The 22,275-nt window shown below is 31.8% G+C and carries 12 protein-coding genes; 8 read left to right on the top strand and 4 right to left on the bottom strand.

The window, feature by feature from the left end; genetic code table 11:
* Positions 1-62 precede the first annotated feature (62 nt).
* Together RSE15_RS10880 and RSE15_RS10885 are read right to left on the bottom strand one after the other, a co-directional pair.
* Positions 63-281 carry an Fjoh_0651 family PID-CTERM protein gene (locus tag RSE15_RS10880; RefSeq protein ID WP_297869165.1) on the bottom strand — a complete coding sequence of 73 codons (219 nt, stop codon included), beginning with the start codon at positions 279-281 and terminating at the stop codon, positions 63-65.
* A 10-nt stretch (positions 282-291) separates the two neighbouring features.
* Positions 292-3,054: a T9SS type A sorting domain-containing protein gene (locus tag RSE15_RS10885; RefSeq protein WP_324068524.1), complete on the bottom strand. Its 2,763-nt coding sequence runs from the start codon at positions 3,052-3,054 to the stop codon at positions 292-294.
* A 147-nt stretch (positions 3,055-3,201) separates the two neighbouring features.
* Between RSE15_RS10885 and RSE15_RS10890 the strand changes: the two genes are divergently transcribed.
* From RSE15_RS10890 to RSE15_RS10905, 4 genes are all read left to right on the top strand, one after another.
* Positions 3,202-3,810 (top strand): hypothetical protein, encoded by a 609-nt coding sequence (locus RSE15_RS10890; RefSeq protein ID WP_324068526.1) that lies wholly within the window; start codon positions 3,202-3,204, stop codon positions 3,808-3,810.
* 177 nt (positions 3,811-3,987) lie between these two features.
* On the top strand, positions 3,988-5,358 hold the full coding sequence (locus tag RSE15_RS10895; RefSeq protein ID WP_324068528.1) for an OmpA family protein: 1,371 nt from the start codon (positions 3,988-3,990) through the stop codon (positions 5,356-5,358).
* Between the two features lie 206 nt (positions 5,359-5,564).
* Entirely contained in the window at positions 5,565-7,391 is a 1,827-nt protein-coding gene (locus RSE15_RS10900) for a LuxR C-terminal-related transcriptional regulator (RefSeq protein WP_324068530.1), read from the top strand.
* A gap of 365 nt (positions 7,392-7,756) precedes the next feature.
* Positions 7,757-8,227: a T9SS type A sorting domain-containing protein gene (locus RSE15_RS10905; RefSeq protein ID WP_324068532.1), complete on the top strand. Its 471-nt coding sequence runs from the start codon at positions 7,757-7,759 to the stop codon at positions 8,225-8,227.
* Between the two features lie 492 nt (positions 8,228-8,719).
* Here RSE15_RS10905 and RSE15_RS10910 read toward each other — a convergent pair whose 3' ends face one another.
* Complete coding sequence (locus RSE15_RS10910) at positions 8,720-10,393, bottom strand: helix-turn-helix domain-containing protein (protein ID WP_324068534.1); 1,674 nt, start codon at positions 10,391-10,393, stop codon at positions 8,720-8,722.
* 374 nt (positions 10,394-10,767) lie between these two features.
* Here RSE15_RS10910 and RSE15_RS10915 point away from each other — a divergent pair, with 374 nt between their 5' ends.
* Positions 10,768-17,769, top strand: a complete 7,002-nt coding sequence (locus RSE15_RS10915; RefSeq protein WP_324068536.1) for a PKD-like domain-containing protein — start codon at positions 10,768-10,770, stop codon at positions 17,767-17,769.
* Positions 17,770-17,874: 105 nt separating this feature from the next.
* Complete coding sequence (locus RSE15_RS10920) at positions 17,875-18,063, top strand: hypothetical protein (RefSeq protein WP_324068538.1); 189 nt, start codon at positions 17,875-17,877, stop codon at positions 18,061-18,063.
* A 532-nt stretch (positions 18,064-18,595) separates the two neighbouring features.
* On the opposite strand, the gene RSE15_RS10925 is transcribed toward RSE15_RS10920, so the two are convergent.
* Positions 18,596-20,491 (bottom strand): polysaccharide biosynthesis protein, encoded by a 1,896-nt coding sequence (locus RSE15_RS10925; RefSeq protein ID WP_324068540.1) that lies wholly within the window; start codon positions 20,489-20,491, stop codon positions 18,596-18,598.
* A 231-nt stretch (positions 20,492-20,722) separates the two neighbouring features.
* On the opposite strand from RSE15_RS10925, the gene RSE15_RS10930 reads away from it, so the two are divergent.
* Positions 20,723-21,226, top strand: a complete 504-nt coding sequence (locus RSE15_RS10930) for an ArsR family transcriptional regulator (RefSeq protein ID WP_324068542.1) — start codon at positions 20,723-20,725, stop codon at positions 21,224-21,226.
* 74 nt (positions 21,227-21,300) lie between these two features.
* Positions 21,301-22,269, top strand: coding sequence for an SDR family oxidoreductase (locus tag RSE15_RS10935; protein WP_324068544.1), 969 nt, complete (start codon positions 21,301-21,303; stop codon positions 22,267-22,269).
* The last annotated feature ends 6 nt before the right edge of the window (positions 22,270-22,275 follow it).

Consider the following 22,275-nt stretch of genomic DNA (forward strand, 5'->3'; position numbering starts at 1 on the left):
CTCTATAAAAATAATAAAAAAAAACGCTGTAATGCAAATTACAGCGTTTTTTTAAGTTGAATTTAATTTTGTTTTAGTTGTCTTTCTTTTTTATTAACAAAATAAATTGTTGTCAATATTCCAGTAAATAACAAAGGAATAATCAAATCATCAATAGGCGCACCAGGTGCATCTGCTGCATCACCACCACCTTCATCACCAAAACCAGGATCAAATTCATCTTGTGCAAAAGACGATACAGAAAATAAAAATAATATCGTAAAAAAAATATTCTTCAGCATATATGTTTAATTAGTTTATTAATATTGATTTTGAAAATTTTAAATTTTGGTTAACATCATATATGTTAATGTAGTAAACTCCTTGATTTAATTTGTTTTCGAATTTAATTTTACCAGTATTATCGTTCATAATTAATGAATTATTTTGGATTAATTGCCCTAAGCAATTAAATATTTTGTATTCAAATTGCTCATTATTATCATTTTGAAAAGATACAAAAATACCATTTTCTGAAGTTGTAGGATTTGGATACATTTTAACTCCTGATACATTAAAATCTTCGTTACTTAGAGCAGATGCTTGAAAAACAATTTTAAAACGATTACCTGTACTTAGAGCTTCACTTGTAACCTGAAAAGGATATTCATAGATAGTGCCATCTAAATTAATTTCTGATAAGGTTCCTAAATATAGGTCTTGTAAAAAAGCTTGTCCAGAAAATGTAAAATTTTCAGTATAAAGTTTTAATTTATAATTTGAATTAACGGTTGTTTGTGTTACTCTAATAGTTAAAAAGTCATTATTTTGAATAGGAGCCCTATGTTCTGATGATAATGATTTTAAATCTGTGTAAAATGCAATAGTCTCTGATGGATTAGATAATTTTGTTACATCATCAATGTCGTATATATTATTGCCACCTATATAAAAACCAGCGACAACAGCATCTTTTTTATTCCAAATATTATCTTCTTCTTTGTGAAGCGAAATTCTTATACGTTCCGATGAAATTGTAGAAGCTACTCTACTGATAACATTGTTTGTGTTAATAGTAGTTTTATGAGTTTCTTTTATTGTCAAAGTTGAAGTTGAAGTAGCTGCTTTTATAAAAAAAGCTTCACCTGATTGTAAGATAGTTGAAGGATAACGTGTAGAGCCTGTATCACTATATCCATTTACACTATCCCAAGTAACATAAGCTCCATAAGAACCTAAAGTAGGATCTATATACCATATTTTTTTACCAATACCACTATTTGAAGCATCGTTTAATATTGATGCAAAATCTATAGGGCTTGCATACGGGTTTCCAACTAAATAATAGGTATTAGGTGATACATTCGAATACACAACATTCCCTGTAATTAGAGCGCCAGATGCTTTTAAGGTTGTTGTAATTTGTGGATTAATTGGGTTTACATTTCCATTGCCATCAGTAGCATTGCCAAATGGATGGGTGGCAAAAATCAGAAACCCATTGTTAATAGAACCTCCAAATAAAGGCTCATTAAATGTATTTGTAACGTTTGACCAAGTTCCAGTAGTGTTATTAAATTTTCTTAAACTATGGCTTGAATTATTTATTAATTGCAAGCCATTTGAAACTAGGTTTCCTGAAGGGCCCCAAATGTCAGTTCCATATCCTGTTATTGAAACTCCATTATTTTGCCAATTAAAATAAACTGAATTATTACTACTTCCTTTAACTGGAGCAGTAAGTAATCGCCATTTTCTACCTGCATTTGGTAAATAACGTTCAATATTTACATTGCCAGTTATAGTTGGATTTAGCGTTAATGGAGCAACCCTTGCGGTATTAGCAATACTTGAAACTAATGTAATGATGCCTCCGGTATTGAATGAAACTGCCGCAGTAACATCAAACAATGTTTTAACTCTTACATCTCCTGTGCCAGTAATTGAACCTGCTGTAGTTACAACTAATTGATTAGGGTAAATTGTTTTGTTTATTTCTACACCATTTGTAGAACTCAACGTTAATTTTTCTAATTTTGAAACATCTTCAATTAATTCTAAACCTGTATTTATTCGAGCAGTATGTTGTGAATAGACTAAATTATATGTTGCTCCGTCAACAATTGATGGCGAACTATTAACTGTTCCACCACTTCTTGTGATTGAAGATCCAGTACTTAACGTGTAATTTCCCAACAGGTTTCCTTTCGTTAAAAATAAATTTCCAGTACTATTAATTGTAAATCCAGAACTTGAAACATCATAGTTTGAATTTATTTTTAAATCTCTATAGGTTGTATTGTAAACTTCTAATCCATTTCCATTTGGACTATATTCAACGGTACATCCTGTAAAAATTGGTACAAGTTGTGATAATTGAGTTCCGCCAAGCATATTGAAGACGAAAGGATTTGAATTGGTAAGTTTTAGAGTGCCTGTTCTTGTAGCAACGTTACTAGTGTATTGAGTATTAGTTCCATTACTTTCTTGGGTCATAATTAGTTGACCATTAATTGTTATTGTTCCTGAGTCATGCCTTAAAGTGGCTCTATTATTTAGACCTCCTTGGATATTTGAATATAAATTAACATCTCCATTTACTTCTAGAATTAAATTTGTTCTGCAAGCTAAAGTTGTAGTTCTACTTACACTAACAGGTGTCATATCATTTCCTACATTAATGGATCCAACTTGAATAGAACCAGGGCCATTCAAAACAGATGTATGACTATTAGAAGAATTCGGTTGTACAGTAAAATCGTTTGTTATGGTTAAAATTCTACCACTATTAATTGTCAATACAGCTGAATTAGTATTTAAAGAAGATGTATTGGAAGTTAATCCAACTGTGTTGTTAGCTAAGGGTTCGGATTTTAATGAATTACAAAATGAATTTACAGAAACAGTAATTGAGTGTGCTCTTATTATCACATCATCATCTGCATCTGGAATGCCATCCGCATCTGTCCCTGTATATGTCCATGTGCTCGCTGTATTCCATTGACCAGTAGCTTGACTCGTAAACACAGCTTGTGAAAATAATGAATAGCTATTAAGCAGTATTACTGCTGTCATAATTTTGTAAAATAACTTCATAAAGTTTTTTATTATTAAATATCTTTGCAAAGTTAAAAAAAAAATTTAGTTTAAAAAATATTGTTGGATAAGATTTAATATTAATTTAAAATTTACTATATTCGTAATTAGTAAAAAATATACTTTATGAAATATACAATCATGATTTTATCTATATTCTTGTCTATGATATCCCACAATTGTTTTACACAAGATATAAAAACAGATACCACCGCTTTACCTTATTTGCAAAAAGCAGAGTTCAATGTATTTGGAGTGGGAGTTGCATATGAACTTCCTGTTGCTAAAGGTTTTACTTTAGATTCAGGTATGGGTTTTTCTAGTGGAGCTGAAATTATTAATAATAAAATTAAGTTTCAAAAAAGTTTATTTGAACCTGCGTTTTATCTGAAATCAGAATTAAAATATTACTATAATAGATATGTAAGAGTGGCAAAGAAATTGTCTACTAGAAATGGAGAGGGGAGTTATTTTGCAATTCAAAATAAATTTGTTTCTCAACGCTTATTTGATTCAAAGACTAGGTTGAGTAACGTTTTATTATATGAAGTGCATTGGGGAATTCAGCGTAATCTTTATAAAAACTTTTTATTTAATTTTCATATAGGTTTAGGGCGTTCTAATGATTTTACTACTGGTGGTAGTACTTTTTATACTTCTTTAGGTGTAAAGGTTTCTTATTTGTTGGTGGCAAAAAAAATTACGATAAGTTCTTTTGGTAAGAATAAGTTTTAAAACGATTTGTGTAGAATTTTTGTTTACTTAATTTGCAAAATATACTCAAATGGGCTTTGTTAAGATTATAGGAATCAGGTTAAGAAATAATTAAATCTAACAATTTTGCCAAACAATATTTTTTTTATCAAAAAAAAAACTAATTTTGCTAATTATAAAAGAATTAAAATTTCACTTATGAGTATTTTTAAAAAATATTTTATTTTTTTCTTTGTTTTAGTGTTTACTAAAAACATAGCGCAGGAAAAAAAGGATTCGGTTTATATTCCTAATAAGGTTGTTAATAAGGTGGTTTCGGACACTGTTCATCCTAAAGATAGAGAAAAAAACTATAATCGTTGGTCGGTTAACTTGAATGGGGGTACAAATATTGGTATTCGTCCTTTTACAGATGGTTACTATGCCACCACACCTAATTATTTTACAAAGCCAGAATTTAATCACTTTGATTTAAATGTTCGTAGAATGTTTAATACTAAGTTTGGTGTAATGCTTGATTTTGGATACGATAACTTTACATCTGATTCAGGAAGCCCTGATTTTAGCAACAATATGTACCGTACTAGTTTTCAAGGGTTGTTGAATATGCATCGCATAATGAATTGGGAAGAGTTTACGGAAACGTTTGGATTGCAATTTCATTTAGGCCCTGGCTTTTCTTTTTTAGAAGCGCCTGGTACTTCTTCATTTAATCACTATGATAATATTTTTAGCATAATTGGTGGAGCTACACTCTTAATTAAAGTTTCTGATCGATTGGCTTTTAATTTAGATTATACTATGATTAGTAATCTTTCACACCATGTTGCTTTAGATGGTCAATCTAGCATAGATCCTAGTGAAAGTAGAACAGGTTCAATGTATACAACATCATTAGGTTTAACGCTATATTTAGGAAAAAAAGAACGTCATGCTGATTGGTATTGGGAAAACTTAAATGTTAAAGATGAATATAAAAATTTATTAGCAAGAGTTGAAGAATTAGAAACCATGATGAATGATACAGATAGAGATGGAGTACCAGATCATTTAGATGTTGAAAACAATACTATTGGTGGGGTTGTTGTGGATACAAAAGGGAGAGCTGTGGATTTAAATAACAATGGTGTACCTGATGAACTAGAGAGCTATGTTAATAATAAGTATGGAGATATAGAAACTATTATCAATAACATGGCATCGGGAGAGTATTCAACTGCTCAAATGAAAAACATGATTAATGGACAGTATGTTAATGTGTTCTTTGATTTTGATGAAACAAGAATTACTACAGGAACCATCTCTGCAATTAATTTCTTAATCAAATACATGATTGCTAATCCAAGTGCAAACGCTGAAATTATTGGTTATGCAGATGAATTAGGAGATGTTAATTACAACATTGCGTTATCGCGCAAAAGAGCACAACGTGTATTAGAAATGGTGGTTCGTTCAGGTATAGATGCAAGTCGATTAAAATTAGTGGTTAAAGGATCGGATAAATCAGTTCCAAAAAATTCTAAACTAGCGCGTCAGTTGGTAAGAAGAGTTGCATTTAAGGTGGATTAAGTAAGATTATTTTATATATAAAGGTCTGTAAATTTTTTACAGACCTTTTTTATAGAAATTATTTTTTGAATTAATTTCTTAAAAGTGTGACTAAAATTATTGAAAATAGTTTATTCATTGAATTAGATTTAATATTTATGCAAAAAAAAACTTGAGATTTTGTAAATTTTATTTAATTTTATAAATATATTACCTACCCATAGCCTATGAAAAAGAGCCTCATTGTAATAGCCTTACTTACTGTTTCGTTTTTGTGGAGCCAAAATAAAAAGGATTATACTTCGTATTATAATGCGTTTTTAAAGAAACAATTTTCTGATCCTCAATTATCTAAAAAGTATTTGGATTCTATCTTGTTGCTTCCTAAGCTACCTGATAGCACCATTTGTAAAACGTTTAATGATGTTGGGATTTATCATGCCATAGTGGGCGATTATGAAGGTGCTCTTCGTAATTTTGAAAAATCCTATACTTTTGACCCTAACTGTAGTGTAAAAACTAAGGCAAATATTTTATGTAATATTGCCAATACACAAAAATTATTTGGCAAATTTGAGTTGGCTTTAAAAAATTTATCGAAATCAAAAAAATTATATGCATCTATTCAGGATGAAAAAAATTTATTAAAAGTTGAAAGTGAAATTTGTGCTGTTTATTATAACAAATCGGATTTCAATAAAGCATTAGAAATATCTTCCGAATTAATTCCAAAATTGGAAGAATTAGGTGATGAAAAATTACTTAACATTCAACTGTTACGACAAGCCAATATTCAGTTTAATATTGGGGATTTTGCTAATGCTATTGTGTATTACAACAAAACCTTGCCTTATTTTAGTGAAGAAATAGAAAATAATCTTCAAAATAAGTACGTGGCATTAATGAATATAGGCGCTTGTTACAGTGAATTGAGCAGTCCTAAATCTATGGGTTTTTTCAACAAAGCCCTTATAGGTTTTCGAGCTATTTCAGATAGTAGAAATGAGTTTTTCTGTATGGGAAGAATTGGGAAGTATTATTATAAAATTAAAGACTATACGAAAGCGTCACCTTATTTAAAAAAATCTTTTGATTATATGTATGCCAATTTGCCTCACATATCTTTAGAGATTTTTACTTTTTACCTCAATAGTTTGCAAAAACAAAATCGTTTTTCAGAAATTAAGGAATTGTTGGCTTTAGATGCGGCGACTATGCTGGTGGAGGCTAATTTGCAAGAAAAGATTTTTTATTACGAAACACTAGCTACGCTATACGGAAAATTTGGAGATAAACCAGCCGAATACAGTGCGTTAAAAAGTTTGCAAACGCTATATGCAGAGCGACAAAAAGAAAATACTTTCGAAGAATTGCAAAAAAAGTTGAATCAGTACAATCTTAAAAATGAAGTAACTAAAAATAAAAATTTAGAACTAAAATTAGCTAATTTAAAATTACAAAATTTCATAATTACCATTTCTATAATCCTTTTATTAGTATTGGTGTTTTTTATAACGGACAAACACAAAAAGAAATCCAAAATTCAAAAGCTTGTTTTATTGCAGTTAGAACAAGAAAAGGTAATGCATGAAAAGAGTGCAGAACTTAAAGATGTGCAATTGCAATTAGAATCGGAAGTTAAACATGCTAAAGAACGTGAATTAACGGCTTTACAATTAAGAATATTTGAAATTAAAGAGAAGGTAATTGAACTTTTAAAATCAAATGAATTAAACATTGATGATCAAGCAATAGAAAAATTAGTGAATAATGTAAATGGTTGTTTTGAAAATGAAGATTATTGGAAAGAGTTTCAATTTAGATTCACCAATATGCATCCCACTTTTTCTGCTGAAGTAACTCGTTTTTGTCATAAATTAACTAAAAAAGATATTGATTTTTTAACTTTGATTAAGTTAAATTTAAATAATAAAGAAATTGCAACCCTTATTAGCATTTCTTACGAAAGTGTCATTAGTAAACGATATCTTCTTCGAAAGAAAATGGGATTTTCTAGTGATAACGAATTGGTTAGTTTTTTAGAAACACTATAATTGAATTCTATTTCTATAACATAAAAAAAATGTTTAGAGAACCATTTTGTGACTATTTTTTAAACATTTTTTATCGAAAAATCATCGAAAATTAACTGATAAAAAAAACACTCACATCAGGTTATGGGAGTGTTTTTTGTTTTACAGTAAGATACATTTCCGAAAAACATTTTCTGATATTTTTTATTGGTGAGATTTTTTATAGGTAAATTGGATTTAAAAACACAGCTTTTATTGTCTAATCAATCTTCTCAAGATGTAACATAACAATCGCAATTCCAACCACCTCGCTAGTAGCAAATCAATGTGGAGCTTCGATTAATGTTACTGATCGTATTTATGCAAGATCGGTTGCAAATGTGACGATGTATGCATTTAGAATTTATGCTTCGAATGGTGCTTTCATAGCAGAGTTAGAACGTCCATATAATTTCTTTAGAATAACGGATATTGCTTATGCGTATAGTTCAATATATACAGTTAAGGTTAGAATCAAGCAAGGTATAGGAATGTTTGGTGAATACGGAACAATTTGTAGTATAGAAACTCCAAAAGATGCCATTAAGAGAGAAACAATTTCGGTTGCAGCTCATTCGGTACTATCTGCGTATCCAAATCCATTTACAACAGCATTTACAATTACCCCATTAGAAGGTGAAACAGCTACCTTATTCTATCAAGTTTATGATGTAACTGGAAAAATGCTAGAGAGTAGATCAGTAGAAGCAAGTGAAGTAACAAATCATACCATAGGAGCTGATTATCCAGTAGGTATGTATTTAGTGATTGCACGCCAAGGCGCTACTACACAAACTTTCAAAATGATTAAACAATAATTAAAGTTTCATAGGTTTTAAATTCAAAACCCGTCTCCATATAAGTGGAGGCGGTTTTTTGTATTTAAAAAAATCGATAGGATTACTTCGTAAACGATAGCTTACTTATGATACCACAGAGTAAAAGGATTAAAACCTCTATATAGTCTCAGTGTAGCTAAGTTACATCAGTGTCACTCTGTGTAAAAATTTGCGATACTTTGTGTTCCTAAAAATCCGTCACCACCAGCGTTTTGCTTAAGCAAACCCGTTTCATCCGCGTGCTAAATCAATATTCGTTAATCAACATTCATTATTAAAAATATCCGCAAAACCTCTAAATGCCCTAGTGTCGTAACCCTTAAGGGTACAATTCTTTCTAAGAATTTTTTATTTAATTTTTTATTTTAAAGATTACTTAAATTTCTGTAATCTGTGTTCCAAGACCTGAAACCTGAAACCCGAAGCCTGAAACAAAAAAAATACAACTGTAAAGTGACAAAAATAGCCGTTTTATTTCAAATCCTTTTTAAACTCAATGGCATATTCATTAGGTGTAATTCCTGTCATTGTTTTAAAAGTTCTATAAAAAGTAGAATTGGCATTAAAGCCAACAATCAGGTACAATTGCGAGAAATCTATAGGGTTTTTATTTGTAATTTGATTTTCAATGTGGTTTTTAGCATGATTGATTCTTAATCTATTTATGATACCTCTAAAATTAGTTTCACCGTGAATTTTGATTGCTTCATATAAGTATTTCTTATTGGTCCCTAGAAGACGAATTAATGTTTTTTGATCGAGTTCTGGATTTAAAAATAACTTTTCATTTTCAATAGTATCGATTAGTTTGATGTACAGCGATTCACTTTTAATTTCTACACTGTTTTCTGATGGTTCTGTTAATTTCTGTTGTTTGTTTTGCTCTTGAAGAACGCTTTTTATTTGTTGGTAAAGATTGTCATAATTTTTTTCTTTTCTATAAAGTAAGTTTTTATAGATACGTTGATTCATTTTAAATAGTAGCAAGCCAAGAATAAATAAAACGATAATACCAGTTATTAAGAGGTAAATGTTACGCTCTCTTTTTGCAACGGCTAATTCAATTTCTTGATTTTTAATTTTTAAATTTTTGTTTTCAACATCATATTTTACAAGCAATTCTTCTAATCTTTTTTCTGCAGTCAGAGTGTTAACTTTTTTCTTTTTCTGTGTATAGGATTCTAAAAAACTCAAAGCTTCTTGGTCTCGTTTTATTGTTTTTAAAGCAGCATACATGATACTGTCCACTCGAATTTCTAATTGTTTGTTTGGAAATTTCTTTAAATATTCAATGGACTTATTGCCATATTCTATTGCTTTGGTAGGATTGTTTTCATTTAGACTCCATTGCATCATATTGGAATATCCCATGGCTAATAATTGAAAATTATTATTTTTTATAGCTATTTGATTTGATTTGTCTTGATAAATGATGCTTTTTCTGTTGTTTTTTAATTTAGAATACCCATACGATAAGCCACCATAAATTCGAGCTAATAAAACTTCGTCGGAATCTAATAATGCCATTTTTAATGCAAGCTCAAAATAAAGCACAGCTTCTTCCATTTTTTTTAGCCCCGTATACGCCTCTGCTAGATTATAATAATCCACTTTTAGATTTTTACTTCCCAAAGGGTTCTTTTTAGTTAGTTTTAAGGCATCAGCATAAAAAATAGTGGCTTCTTGGTGTTTTAGTTGTTGTTTGGCAATGTTTCCCATACACATTAATGCAGCACGGGTAAAATCGTAGTTAGTGTTTTCTTTCCCAAACACATACATTTTTTCGGCATAGACTAACGCACTGTCGAGTTCTGCTGTTCTAATGTAGGCAAAAGCCATAGCTCTCCATGTTTCCGATTGCAACAATGGGTCGTTGTTTTTTATGGCAAGTGTTTTTGATGTTTTTGCACAGTGTAAAGCTTTGTTAAATTGCCCCGTTCTTAAATAACAATGACTCAATTTGGCGTTGTAATAGGCTAATTGGTCCGTTGTTGTATTAGTTTCATTATTTAATTTAGTAACAAGATACGTTTTGCAGGCTTCAAATTTATTATCTAAAATAAGCTGCTCTACATTTTGATCTTTCCAGGTTTGGCCAAAAAAAGTACAAGAAAATAGTAAAAAATAGAATAATATTGGGCGCATATTTTTTTTTACAAAGCTACAATCTAATTTTATTCTAATCTCAACTAAGCAATTAAAATAAAGGAAAAGTTCTTTTTTGAGAATGCAAAAGTTCTTTTTTGGGAATAAAATTATTTTTTTTAAGAATTGAAAGTTCTTTTTTAAAATGCTATTTAGCATGTTATAATTGAAATTTGTGGTTCAATTAAAAATAAACTTTAAAAAATTATTTCATGAAACAAAATGAAAAATGGATTTCACGGATTACACTATTTAAAAATTGGTCCTTCCTTTATGTTTTTTTGTTAGGACTGTTGCTTTTCAGTTTTCAACGGAGTTATAGTCAATCCTATACTGTGTTGTATAGTAATGTTGATCCACCAAATCATATTCCTATGGAAGCATACTACATAGGTGATGGGCGAAGTGTGGGTTATATTTTTACAACAGGAACAAATATAAATGGTGTAAAACTAAATCAAGTTAGGTTTAGTCTATGGAATAGTAGTACAGTTTCTTTATTAGATTTTCAACTTGAAATTTCAGAAGCTTATTATGAAGCACAAGCACATCCTGAAGATCCAGTATTACTTCATTCCAACTTATTATATCAACAAACTTTTTCTAAATTTGTTGATACTAATTACGGTCAGCTTAATACAGGAGTAACTCTTAATACTCCTTTTACTCTTATAGCAAATAGACGGTATATTGTATCAATTCGTCAGACTACTAATATAGGTTCTGCAGGTATTTATCTTCGTACTCACAACCTCAATAGTTCAGGTTCAGTTACATTATATCCTAATTTGAACTCGTCATCCCCATATTTTAAATATGTTAATGGATCTAACTGGGAATCAGCTTCTTTAGAGTCACAATATATAACATTTGAGTTGATAGGTTCATTGCCTAATGCTTCTGTAACCTCGGCCTCCATTTCTAACATCCAATACACTTCAACTATTTCAGCTACTTCTGGAGGACATAATGTATCTCAAGCCGATTCTGAAATTACAGCAAAAGGAATTTGTTGGGCTACTTCTCAGAACCCAACTATTTCAAATGATTTTACAAATGAAGGAGCAGGAACGGCTGATTTTACGAGTACATTAACGAATCTTTTACCCAATACTACCTATTATGTAAGAGCTTATGTAACGGATGCTACAGGAACGTATTACGGTTCAGAAACTTCTTTTTCAACCAACAGGACTCCTGTAATTGCAAGTGGATCAGGTTTAAGCAGCATATCGGTTGCAATTTCAGAAAACACTACTGCTGTTACAACCATTCAAGCAACAGATGCCGATGTGCCTGCACAAAATTTAACATACGGTATTCTTGGCGGTGCAGACGCTTCAAAATTCACAATCAATAGTGCTTCAGGAGTAGTAACATTTGTTACTGCACCCGATTATGAATCCCCAACCGATTTAGATACAAATAATACATACATTGTTGAAGTTAAAGTTACAGATAATGGAAGTATTGCTAAATCAGCTACCCAAACGATTACCGTTACCGTGTCTAACGTTGCAGAAATTCCAACAATAATGGATGCTAATTCCTTAACTGTAGGGATTACTGGTGGAACATTAACTGGGACCGTTGTAACAAACGGAGGCGGAGGAGCAATTTCTGAAAGAGGATTTATTTATGCCCCAACGAGTGTAAATGCGAACCCTATTATTGGTGGAACAGGAACTACTAAAATAGTTGTGAGTGGCACTGTAGGAAATTTTACCAAAGCAATAACTGGATTAAGTGGAAACACATCGTATACTTTTAAAGCTTTTGCGACCAATACAACAGGAAGTGGTTATTCGGAAGCTGTAACTTTTACAACAAATGGTTTAACAGCTGGACCAAGTATTAGTTATGAAGACCAAACCTTACAACAGAATATAGCTATTACTTCAATTACCCCAACTAATGTAGGAACAGCTATACCAGCGGGGAATTATTCAAAGGTAATTACTTTTGCTGGAAGCTCTGAGGGTAATACAAATAATACCAATCCATTAGCTGCAAAATTTAATGCGCCAATGGGAATGGTTATGGATATTTCAGGAAATATCTATTTTGCAGATTCTTACAATCACAGAATCAAAAAAATTGATGGCGTTACAGGGGCTGTTACACAAATTGCTGGGCAAACGACTCCAACTCCTTTTTTAACAAACGATAATGGGTCTAATGATGGAGTAGGTGTAGGTAATGCTCGTTTTGAATACCCATCAGGAATGACTTATGATGGGCAGGATGTATTATACATTGCTGATAGAGGGAATCATAAAATTAGAAAATTAGTTATATCTACCGGTGCTGTTACTACCATTGCTGGTGGAGGATCTGGTTCTCAATCGGGTTATGCCAATGCGATAGGAACCGCTGCACGTTTTTTAAGACCAACTGATGTAACTTTTAGAACAGAAAACGGAACAGCATTTCTGTATGTTGCCGATGCAGGAAATCATTGTATCCGAAAAATAAATCTTACTACAAATGAAGTCAGTTTATACGCGGGAAGCAATACTTCTGGAACTACAGATGGAGCACTTACTACAGCTAGATTTAATAATCCAACTGGGGTAGCTTTTTCAAGTACGGGGATATTATATATTGTAGATAGAGCCAATCAAAAAATTCGTAAAATAGAAGCGGGTAACGTTACAACCTTTGCAGGAAGTGGTTCAAATGCTACAACTAATGGGACAGGTGTATTGGCAGCATTTGCAGACCCTTACGGAATAGTTATAGATGGTGGAGATAATTTATATATTACACAAGCAAAAGATGGAAATTATCCTTCAGTCAATCCAGGGTTTGATTTGAGTTCGTCTACCAATAATTTTATCAGAAAAATTACGCCTAGTGGTGTGGTGACTAATTTTATTGGTTCTGGAACAAGAGGTACTGCAGATAATAATAATGGACTATCGGCTACTTTAAGTTACCCAACTCACATGCTTTTTGATATTAATCAAAAATATATGTATGTTTCTGAATGGTATGGTGACGATATTCGAAAAGTTGAAATTACCGGATACACTATTTCTTCAAGTTTACCTACTGGATTAAGTTTTGATAAAACCACAGGAATTATTAGCGGCACACCTACTATAGTAACAAATACGTCAGCTTACTCGGTTACAGGGTATAATTATTATGGCACTTCCACAGCAAATTTCAATATTACGGTAGCTAATTTACCAACTATTTCTACTACAGCCATTACTTCAATTGCCTCATCAACAGCTGTTGGTGGAGGAAACGCAACTAATAATGGAGGTATTTCATTAACAGAAAAGGGTATTTGTTGGAGTACAACAGCTAATCCTACAATTAATGATAGTAAACTTGTAGATGAAACAACCGCAACAGGTGCTTTCGCCTCTAATTTGACAGGTTTAAACGCTTTAACCACTTATTATGTTAGAGCTTACGCAACTAATACTTTGGGAACTTCTTATGGAGCACAAGTTGTTTTTACTACTCCAATGCAAGTGCCAAATATATCTTATAATGCTAATAATAGCTTTACACTAAACAATCAGATTACACCTTTACAAGTAACAAATACTGGTGGAGCTGTAAGCGGATTAAAAAACTATGTTTCAAGTCTTAACGAAATTAGTGCCGCTGGATTTGCTGATGGAACTGCCTCGCAAGCACAGTTTAATCTCCCTAAAGGCGTGGTTGTCGATTCACATGGAAATATTTTTGTTGCAGATAGAGCAAATCATAAAATTAGAAAAATTACGCCAGCAGGTATGGTAAGCACTTTTGCTGGAAGTGGAACTCAAGGACGTTTAGATGGTACAGGAACTAATGCTAGTTTTTATTTTCCTTTTAGCATAACTATTGACAAAACGGATAACTTATATGTAACTGATTCAGGTAATCACCTGATTCGTAAAATTGACCCGTCCGCAAATGTAACTACAATTGCTGGGGGTAATAATACTATTTTATATGGTCCTAGAGGAATTACTATTGATCCTGATGGTAATTTATACGTGTGTGATTCTTACAATTATAGAATTCGTAAAGTAACTCCATCGGGTGTTATTAGTACTTTTGCAGGTAGCGGAATTCAAAATTATACTGATGGTACAGGAATTAATGCAACATTTTGGAGACCTACTGCTATCACTATAGATGCCTCAGGTAATTTGTATGTATCAGAAACAGGTTCACCTAATTTAATCCGTAAAATAACGCCAGCAGGCGTTGTAACAACAGTTGCCGGGAGATTAGGGTTTGCTGTTGATGGTACAGGTACCTCTGCTGGATTTAGCGATCCTCAAGGTATGTGTTTTGACTTAGAAGGTAATTTAATTATTGCGGATTATACTAAATTCCGAAAAATGACTCCTGAAGGGGTAGTCACTACCATTTCAAATGGGTACGGTTTTGGACTTTTAAACGGCCCTCTAAATACAGCTAAATTTGATAATCCAGCAGGAATTACAGCTGATGCTGCTGGAAATGTATATATAGCAGATGAACGTAATAATACCATAAGAAAAATTTCAGGTACGGGTTTTGCTGTGAGTCCTGTATTGCCTGCGGGCTTAGTATTAAACGAAGATGGAAGTATTTCAGGTATACCAACAACAGTGAGCCTAGCAACAGATTATACAATTACAGCTACAAATGCAGGAGGAAGTTCTAGTTATACCATCAGTATTGCAGTTGAAAATGGAATAACAACTGTTGATGCCCCCACCGCATCAGCACAAACCTTCTGTCCAGGGGCTACCGTTTCTGATTTAGTAGCTACGGGTACTGGCTTAAAATGGTATAGTGTTGCTGAAGGAGGCGTTGCTTTGAATGCTGCTACTGTTTTAACAGGAACTACTTATTATGTTTCACAAACTGTTTCTGGTACAGAAAGTACTAGAACTGCTGTAGTAGTTACGATTACACCAACGGTTGGTAGTATCGGTTCTATTTCAGGTCCAGTGAATTTAGCATCAGATGCAACAACAGCAGCGTATTGGGTTGTTCCAGTAAGTGGTGCTACCAACTACATTTGGAATTTACCACCTGGTATGACGATAACATCTTCTTCAGGTGATGTTATACAGGTAAATGTGAGTGCAACTTTTTCGGGAGGTTCAATAACCGTTAAGGCAGTTAATAATTGCTCAGAAACAACATTAAAAACACTTAATGTATTTAAGCAATCAGCTCCTTCAACTTCAATTATTGGTACAACTACGATTTGTATTTCAGCAGGTAACGTCACGGAAAGTTATAGTATTTCTCCAGTTGAGGGAGCTATTTCTTATCAGTGGTTAGTACCTTCAGGTGCTAGTATTGTCTCAGGTGCGAATAGTAATGAAATTTTGGTATTATTTACCTCAAGATTCAACCGGGGAAGTGTCAAAGTTTTTGTTTTAGGTGCTCAAGGTGTTATATCATCAGGTACATTAACAGTGAGTGGTATAGCTATGCCTGTTGCTATTGTAGGTGCGACTCAGATTTGTACTGCAGGTACTTATGAATATAGTATTACAGCAGTTGATGGCGCTACAAGTTATGAATGGATTTTACCATTAGGTATGACATTGCAAGGAGCTGCAACAGGAACAAGTATCGTTGTATCAACTTCAAGTAGTGTAAGTGGAACGATATCTGTACGCGCTATTTCGTCATGTGGTTCAAGTCAACCAAGAACATTATCAATATCAGGGGTTGCTACGCCTGGTTATATTTATGGAGAGCGAATTATTTGTGGTGCTACTTCAAATGAAGTTGATATAAATGGAAATGTGAATACCATTAATCAAAGTATTTTCACCTATAGTATTGCAACAATGAGCGCTGTTGATAGTTACACTTGGACTATGCCACAAGGTGCTAATGTTATAGCGGGTCAAGGTACAACAACCATTTCGGTTTCATTTGATAGTTCATTTGAATCAGGGAGTATTCGAGTGGTTGCTAATTCATCGAGTTGTGGAACTAGTCCTTCAAGAAGTGTTTTGGTTTCTTCGGCAAGTACTATTTTATCAGGACCAACGAATGTTTGTGGTTCAACTACTGCAACTTATAGCGTAGCAACTGGTAGTGGTAGTGATTTTGTATGGACAGTTCCTCAAGGAATGATTATAGAAAACGGAGAGGGTACTAATAGTATCACTGTTTCAATCCAAAATCCAATAAACTTTACTAACAATAATCAGGTATCCTTGTCTTTCACGACACCATGTGGAGTGTTGAGAAGTTTGATTTTAAAGGTCGATTGTCCAGATTATTCGAATTTGACCAATTGTGGGGGTATAGTAGCATTTAATGAGCGAGTTTATACTCGTTCAGTTTCAGGTGCTAGTATGTATGCGTTTGACATTTATGATAGTACAACAAATGTTTTACTAAATACTTATGAAACACGAGGGAACTTTTTCCAATTTGTTTATGCGTTACCTTCGTTTGAATTTGGAACTACTTATAATGTAAAAGTTAGAGTAAAGAAAAATGGTGTATATGGCATCGCAGGTTCATCGTGTGCGGTAACATTAACTAAACCAGTTACAGCAATCCAAGCATCACAATGTGGTCAAACGGTTACTAACGAAGACCGTATTTATGCTACTTCTGTATGGAGTGGTGTAATGTATGCATTTGATATTTATGATAACGAAGGTAACTTTATAACAACAATAGAGAAGACTTCCAACTTCTTTAGAATGCGAGAATTTGCATCGGTTTATGGGATGTCTTATCAAATAGGTGTTCGAGTAAAACGAGGTAATGGTTCATATGGCGCACAAGGTTCAAGATGTAACATAACAATCGCAATTCCAACCACCTCGCTAGTAGCAAATCAATGTGGAGCTTCGATTAATGTTACTGATCGTATTTATGCAAGATCGGTTGCAAATGTGACGATGTATGCATTTAGAATTTATGCTTCGAATGGTACTTTCATAGCAGAGTTAGAACGTCCTTATAGCTTCTTTAGAATAACAGACATCAGTTATACTTCGGGTGCTACCTATCAAGTAGGCGTAAAAGTGAAGCAAGGAGAAGGAAATTATGGATTGGAAGGAACATTATGTTCGATTACAATTCCAAATGATGAGATAAAACGTGAAGTTACGCCAAAGGATAAGGAAGAGGAAAGTGAAGCATTAGCATCAATGTTTATTGGAGCGTATCCAAATCCATTTACAACAGCATTTACTATTACCCCATTAGAAGGTGAAACAGCTACCTTATTCTATCAAGTATATGATATAACAGGGAAAATGTTAGAGAGTAAATCAGTTGAAGTAAGTGAAGTACATAATCATACCATAGGTGCTGATTATCCTGTAGGGATGTATTTAGTAATTGCCCGACAAGGAGCTACTACACAAACTTTCAAAATGATTAAACAATAAAATAGACTCGTATTTATTTTAACTATAACCGCCTCAATTTGCATTGAGGCGGTTTTTGTTTTACGTTTGTTTAGACCTGAAATAGTGATTCATAATTTCATTTTTATGGAAAACATTCAAGAAAATCGTTCTGTAAAGCAAACCCAGAAAGACTATTCAATGTTTTTAAAGTTTCAAATTGTTCAAGAAATTGAGCAAGAAAAATCTACAATTACTCAAATACGAAAACAATATGGTATTCAAAGTCATGCAAATGTTTTGATTTGGCTCAAAAAATTTAGCACCTTTAATTAGGAGAATCAAACGCTGTTAAATATGCCAAAATAACCCGAACAAAAAGTAGTTTAACTTGAGGAATAAGTTAAGTTATTGGAAAAATAGAAACCTTACTTGATCGTGAAACTTATGTAACTATTAAGAAAGGTATTGTTTTTGACATGGTAATGGATGATATCGCTGAACAGGAATATAAAATTTATATACAAAAAAACTTACTACCTTATCAATCGACCAATTTAAAGAACAACAAACAATAAAGTTTAGCTATATTTTAATTGGTGTAGATAGGTAGGTTTATTATTAAAAATTAAGCTTTTTTCCCGTTAAAACAAAGCTCGGTTAGTTGTGATGTGGTTTTATAAATTAGGTAACAAATGCCAAGAATTGGAGATGAGAATGTGTAATATTTATTAAATCAAGATTTAAGGATTTTAAAAATTGTTTTATTTATTATATAATTTTCGTTACCTTCTTTTGATAAATCCTGTTAGTATATTGTTTAAAAGCATATCACTCCATTAATGTTTTTTCCTATGAATTGATAATTTTAATTCTCCATGTTTTCAGGTTGGTATTCTGGAACAAGCTTTTTAATTGTAAAAACGGTTTCTTTTCTACTCAAACTATGAAAATCTTGTAAATTTTTATTGATTTCGTCAAGTGAAAAACGACAAGGAGATTTTTCCTTGGCAATAACAATTTTTGGATGATAAGTAGGAAGTGTTTCGGAACATTCGGTCAAGACTTCTTCATAAAGTTTTTCTCCCGGGCGTAAACCAGAAAATTCGATAACAATATCTTTTCCAGGAATTTTACCAGCCAAACGAATCATTTTATCGGCTAAATCTACGATTTTAATGGATTTCCCCATGTCAAATACATAGATATGACCTCCATTGCCCATTGCAGCTGCTTCTATGACTAGTTTACAGGCTTCGGGAATAGTCATAAAAAAACGATTCACTTCAGGGTGAGTGACTGTTACAGGACCACCTTGTGCTATTTGTTCTTTGAATAAATGAACAACAGAACCATTTGACCCTAGAACATTACCAAAACGAGTAGTCATTATTTCTAGTTTATTGATGTCATTTTGAGAGTGATATATATTTTGAGCTATCATTTCAGCTATTCTTTTACTAGCTCCCATTATGTTTGTAGGGTTTACCGCTTTGTCTGTGGAAACAAAAATAAACTTTTTGGCATGGTGTTGAACTGCTAATTCTAAACAGTTTTGAGTGCCAAAAACATTTACTTTGATTGCTTGCTTATAATTTTTTTCTAATACAGGAACGTGTTTATAAGCTGCGGCATGAAAAATTATTTCGGGTTTATAAAAATCAAAAATCGGTGCTAATTCTTTTCTATTTGTTACATCAACTAATTCAAAAACACAATTGCAATTTGGAAAGTTTTTATTAAAAAAAAGTTGTATGTCATGAAGGGCAGTTTCTCCTTGGTCAAGTACGATGAGCTGTTTAGGATTGAATTCAGTAATTTGTTTAGCTAATTCAGATCCAATAGAGCCGGCTCCTCCAGTTACTAAAATCACTTTATTCGTAAATTGTTTTAGAATATTTGGATTGTCAATATCTATCGTTTTTCTAAACAATAACTCTTCTAATTGATACTCTTTAAAAGTAGTGTTTGAAGAATTAGCATTTGCTTTTTGTAATAATTCAGGTTTAAAGACCTTTATACCATTTTCGATGCAATCATCAAATAGCTTTTTTTCGTCTATTTCGTTTAAATAGTTTTTAGGTAAAATTATATTTCGAATTTTTTTTGCTCTTAGGTGAACAATGATAGATTTAGAATCTGCTACAACTGGTACACCAGCTACTTTTTTTCCATTTAGTGAGGTGTTGGTATCAAAAAAACAAATTAATCTGTATAGACCTATTGATGAAGAAAGCGGTTCGACAAGTGTTATGTTTGTACTATTTACTCCAATAATTGCTATACTCTCTTTTTCGTGAATTTTATGTTCTTCTTTATGCAGTATTTGGAAGACATATTTGACTAAAATTCTAAATCCAATTAGAGAAAAGAAGGCAAAAAAACTTCCATTTAAAATTGTATAGTATACAAATATAGATTTTTGATAAACAATTTGATATCCAATATTAAGTAAAAATAGAGTTATACTTGAGAAGAATACAGCTTTGAATACTTTTATTACATCTTTATGTGTAGAATAACGAACAATTCCTTGGTAAGTTTTGAATACTAAAAAATAGCAAATAAATACAAATATCATTATGAAAAATCTGATAGGCAGACTAATTCCACTCGTAAAACTTACGCCTAATCCTTTAAAAACTAAATAACTTCCAATACTTACACTACTTATTATCAAAATATCAATAAATAATATAACCCAAGAAGGTAGTATTTGTAATTTTTTCAATAAATCTAAATAAAAAGATATTCTTTTTTTCATAATATATTTAACTTGTATAGTAATTCAAAAAAATAACGAATTTAACTTCCTGCAAATATAGGAATTCAAAATCATTATATAAACCAATGCCATTAAAAGGAGTGTTTTTTTTTATTTTGGTAACTAAAAATCATATTTTTACATGTTAATTTAAAAATTTACAATTTTATAAAATATAAAATTTGGTTGTAAAAAATACATTGAGTACTTTTGTTGCACAATATTTTTAACATGTTAGAAAGTTTAATTACCTCAAAAACTCGTTTAAGATTGTTGATAAAATTTTTTATTAATGTTTCTAATGCAGGTTACTTAAGGGGTTTAGCAAGTGAAATGCATGAAAATACTAATGCTATAAGGAAAGAACTAAATAATTTAAGTAAAGCGGGCTACATTATTAGAGATGAAACAGAGGCTAAAATAATGTATAAAGCGAATACTAACCATCCTTTGTTTTATCTTATACAACAATTAGTTAGGAAGCATGTTGGGTTAGATAAAATTGTTGAACAAATTTTTTCTAAAATGGGTGAAGTTTCAAAAATTTATTTAATTGGGGATTATGCGAATGGTATTGATTCTGGATCTATTGAAATAGTTGTAGAAGGAAATAATTTAAATTATGATTATTTAAATCATTTAGCATGTAAAATAACTAAAGAGATTCAGAAAAGTGTTAGAATTTATGTAGAGGATAATTTTGAGGGTAATGGGTTGTTGATTTTTCAAAAATAAATGTATACAAATTACATTAATTTAAATTATAATAAACAATAGTGCGTTGTATGCACATATAAAAATTAAAAAATATGGCAAAAATTCTCATAACAGGAGGAGCAGGATTTATAGGTTCAAATCTTTGCGAGTTTTTTTTAGCTAAAGAACATGAAGTAATTTGTTTAGACAATTTTTCAACAGGACATAGACATAATATTTCTTCTCTATTTGAGAATAATAAATTTCATTTAATAGAAGGAGATATAAGAGATTTAAAAACTTGTAATGAGGTAGTTAAAGGGGTAGATTATGTTTTGCATCAAGCGGCTTTAGGCTCTGTGCCACGTTCTATAAATGATCCTATTACAAGTAACGATGTAAATGTGTCTGGCTTTTTAAATATGTTAGTTGCTTCAAGGGATGCTGGTGTTAAGAGGTTTGTTTATGCTGCAAGCTCTTCTACCTATGGAGATTCTGAAAATTTACCAAAAGTAGAAGATAAAATAGGAAAACCGTTATCCCCATATGCCATTACAAAATATGTAAATGAATTATATGCTGATATTTTTTCTAAGACATATGGTTTAGAATGTATAGGATTAAGATACTTTAATGTGTTTGGAAGAAAACAAGATCCTAATGGTGCATATGCGGCAGTAATACCAAAATTTGTAATGCAATTAATGCAACATGAAAGTCCTTTAATTAACGGTACTGGTGATTTTTCAAGGGATTTTACTTATATAGATAATGTGATTCAAATGAATGAATTAGCAATGTTAACTACTAATATCGAAGCAATAAATACAGTCTATAATACAGCTGTTGGCGATAGAACAACATTGAATCAACTAGTCAGTTATCTAAAAGAGTTTTTAGCAGAAAAGGATTCAAAAATTGCAACAATAGAAATAACACACGGACCAAATAGAAAAGGAGATATTCCGCATTCATTGGCATCAATAGATAAAGCTCAGAAATTATTGGGTTATAAGCCATCACATAAAATTCGTGAAGGATTAAAGGAGGCTGTTCAGTGGTATTGGAACAATTTAAAATAATAAATA

The organism is Flavobacterium sp., assembly GCF_035195345.1.
Taxonomy (GTDB): domain Bacteria; phylum Bacteroidota; class Bacteroidia; order Flavobacteriales; family Flavobacteriaceae; genus Flavobacterium.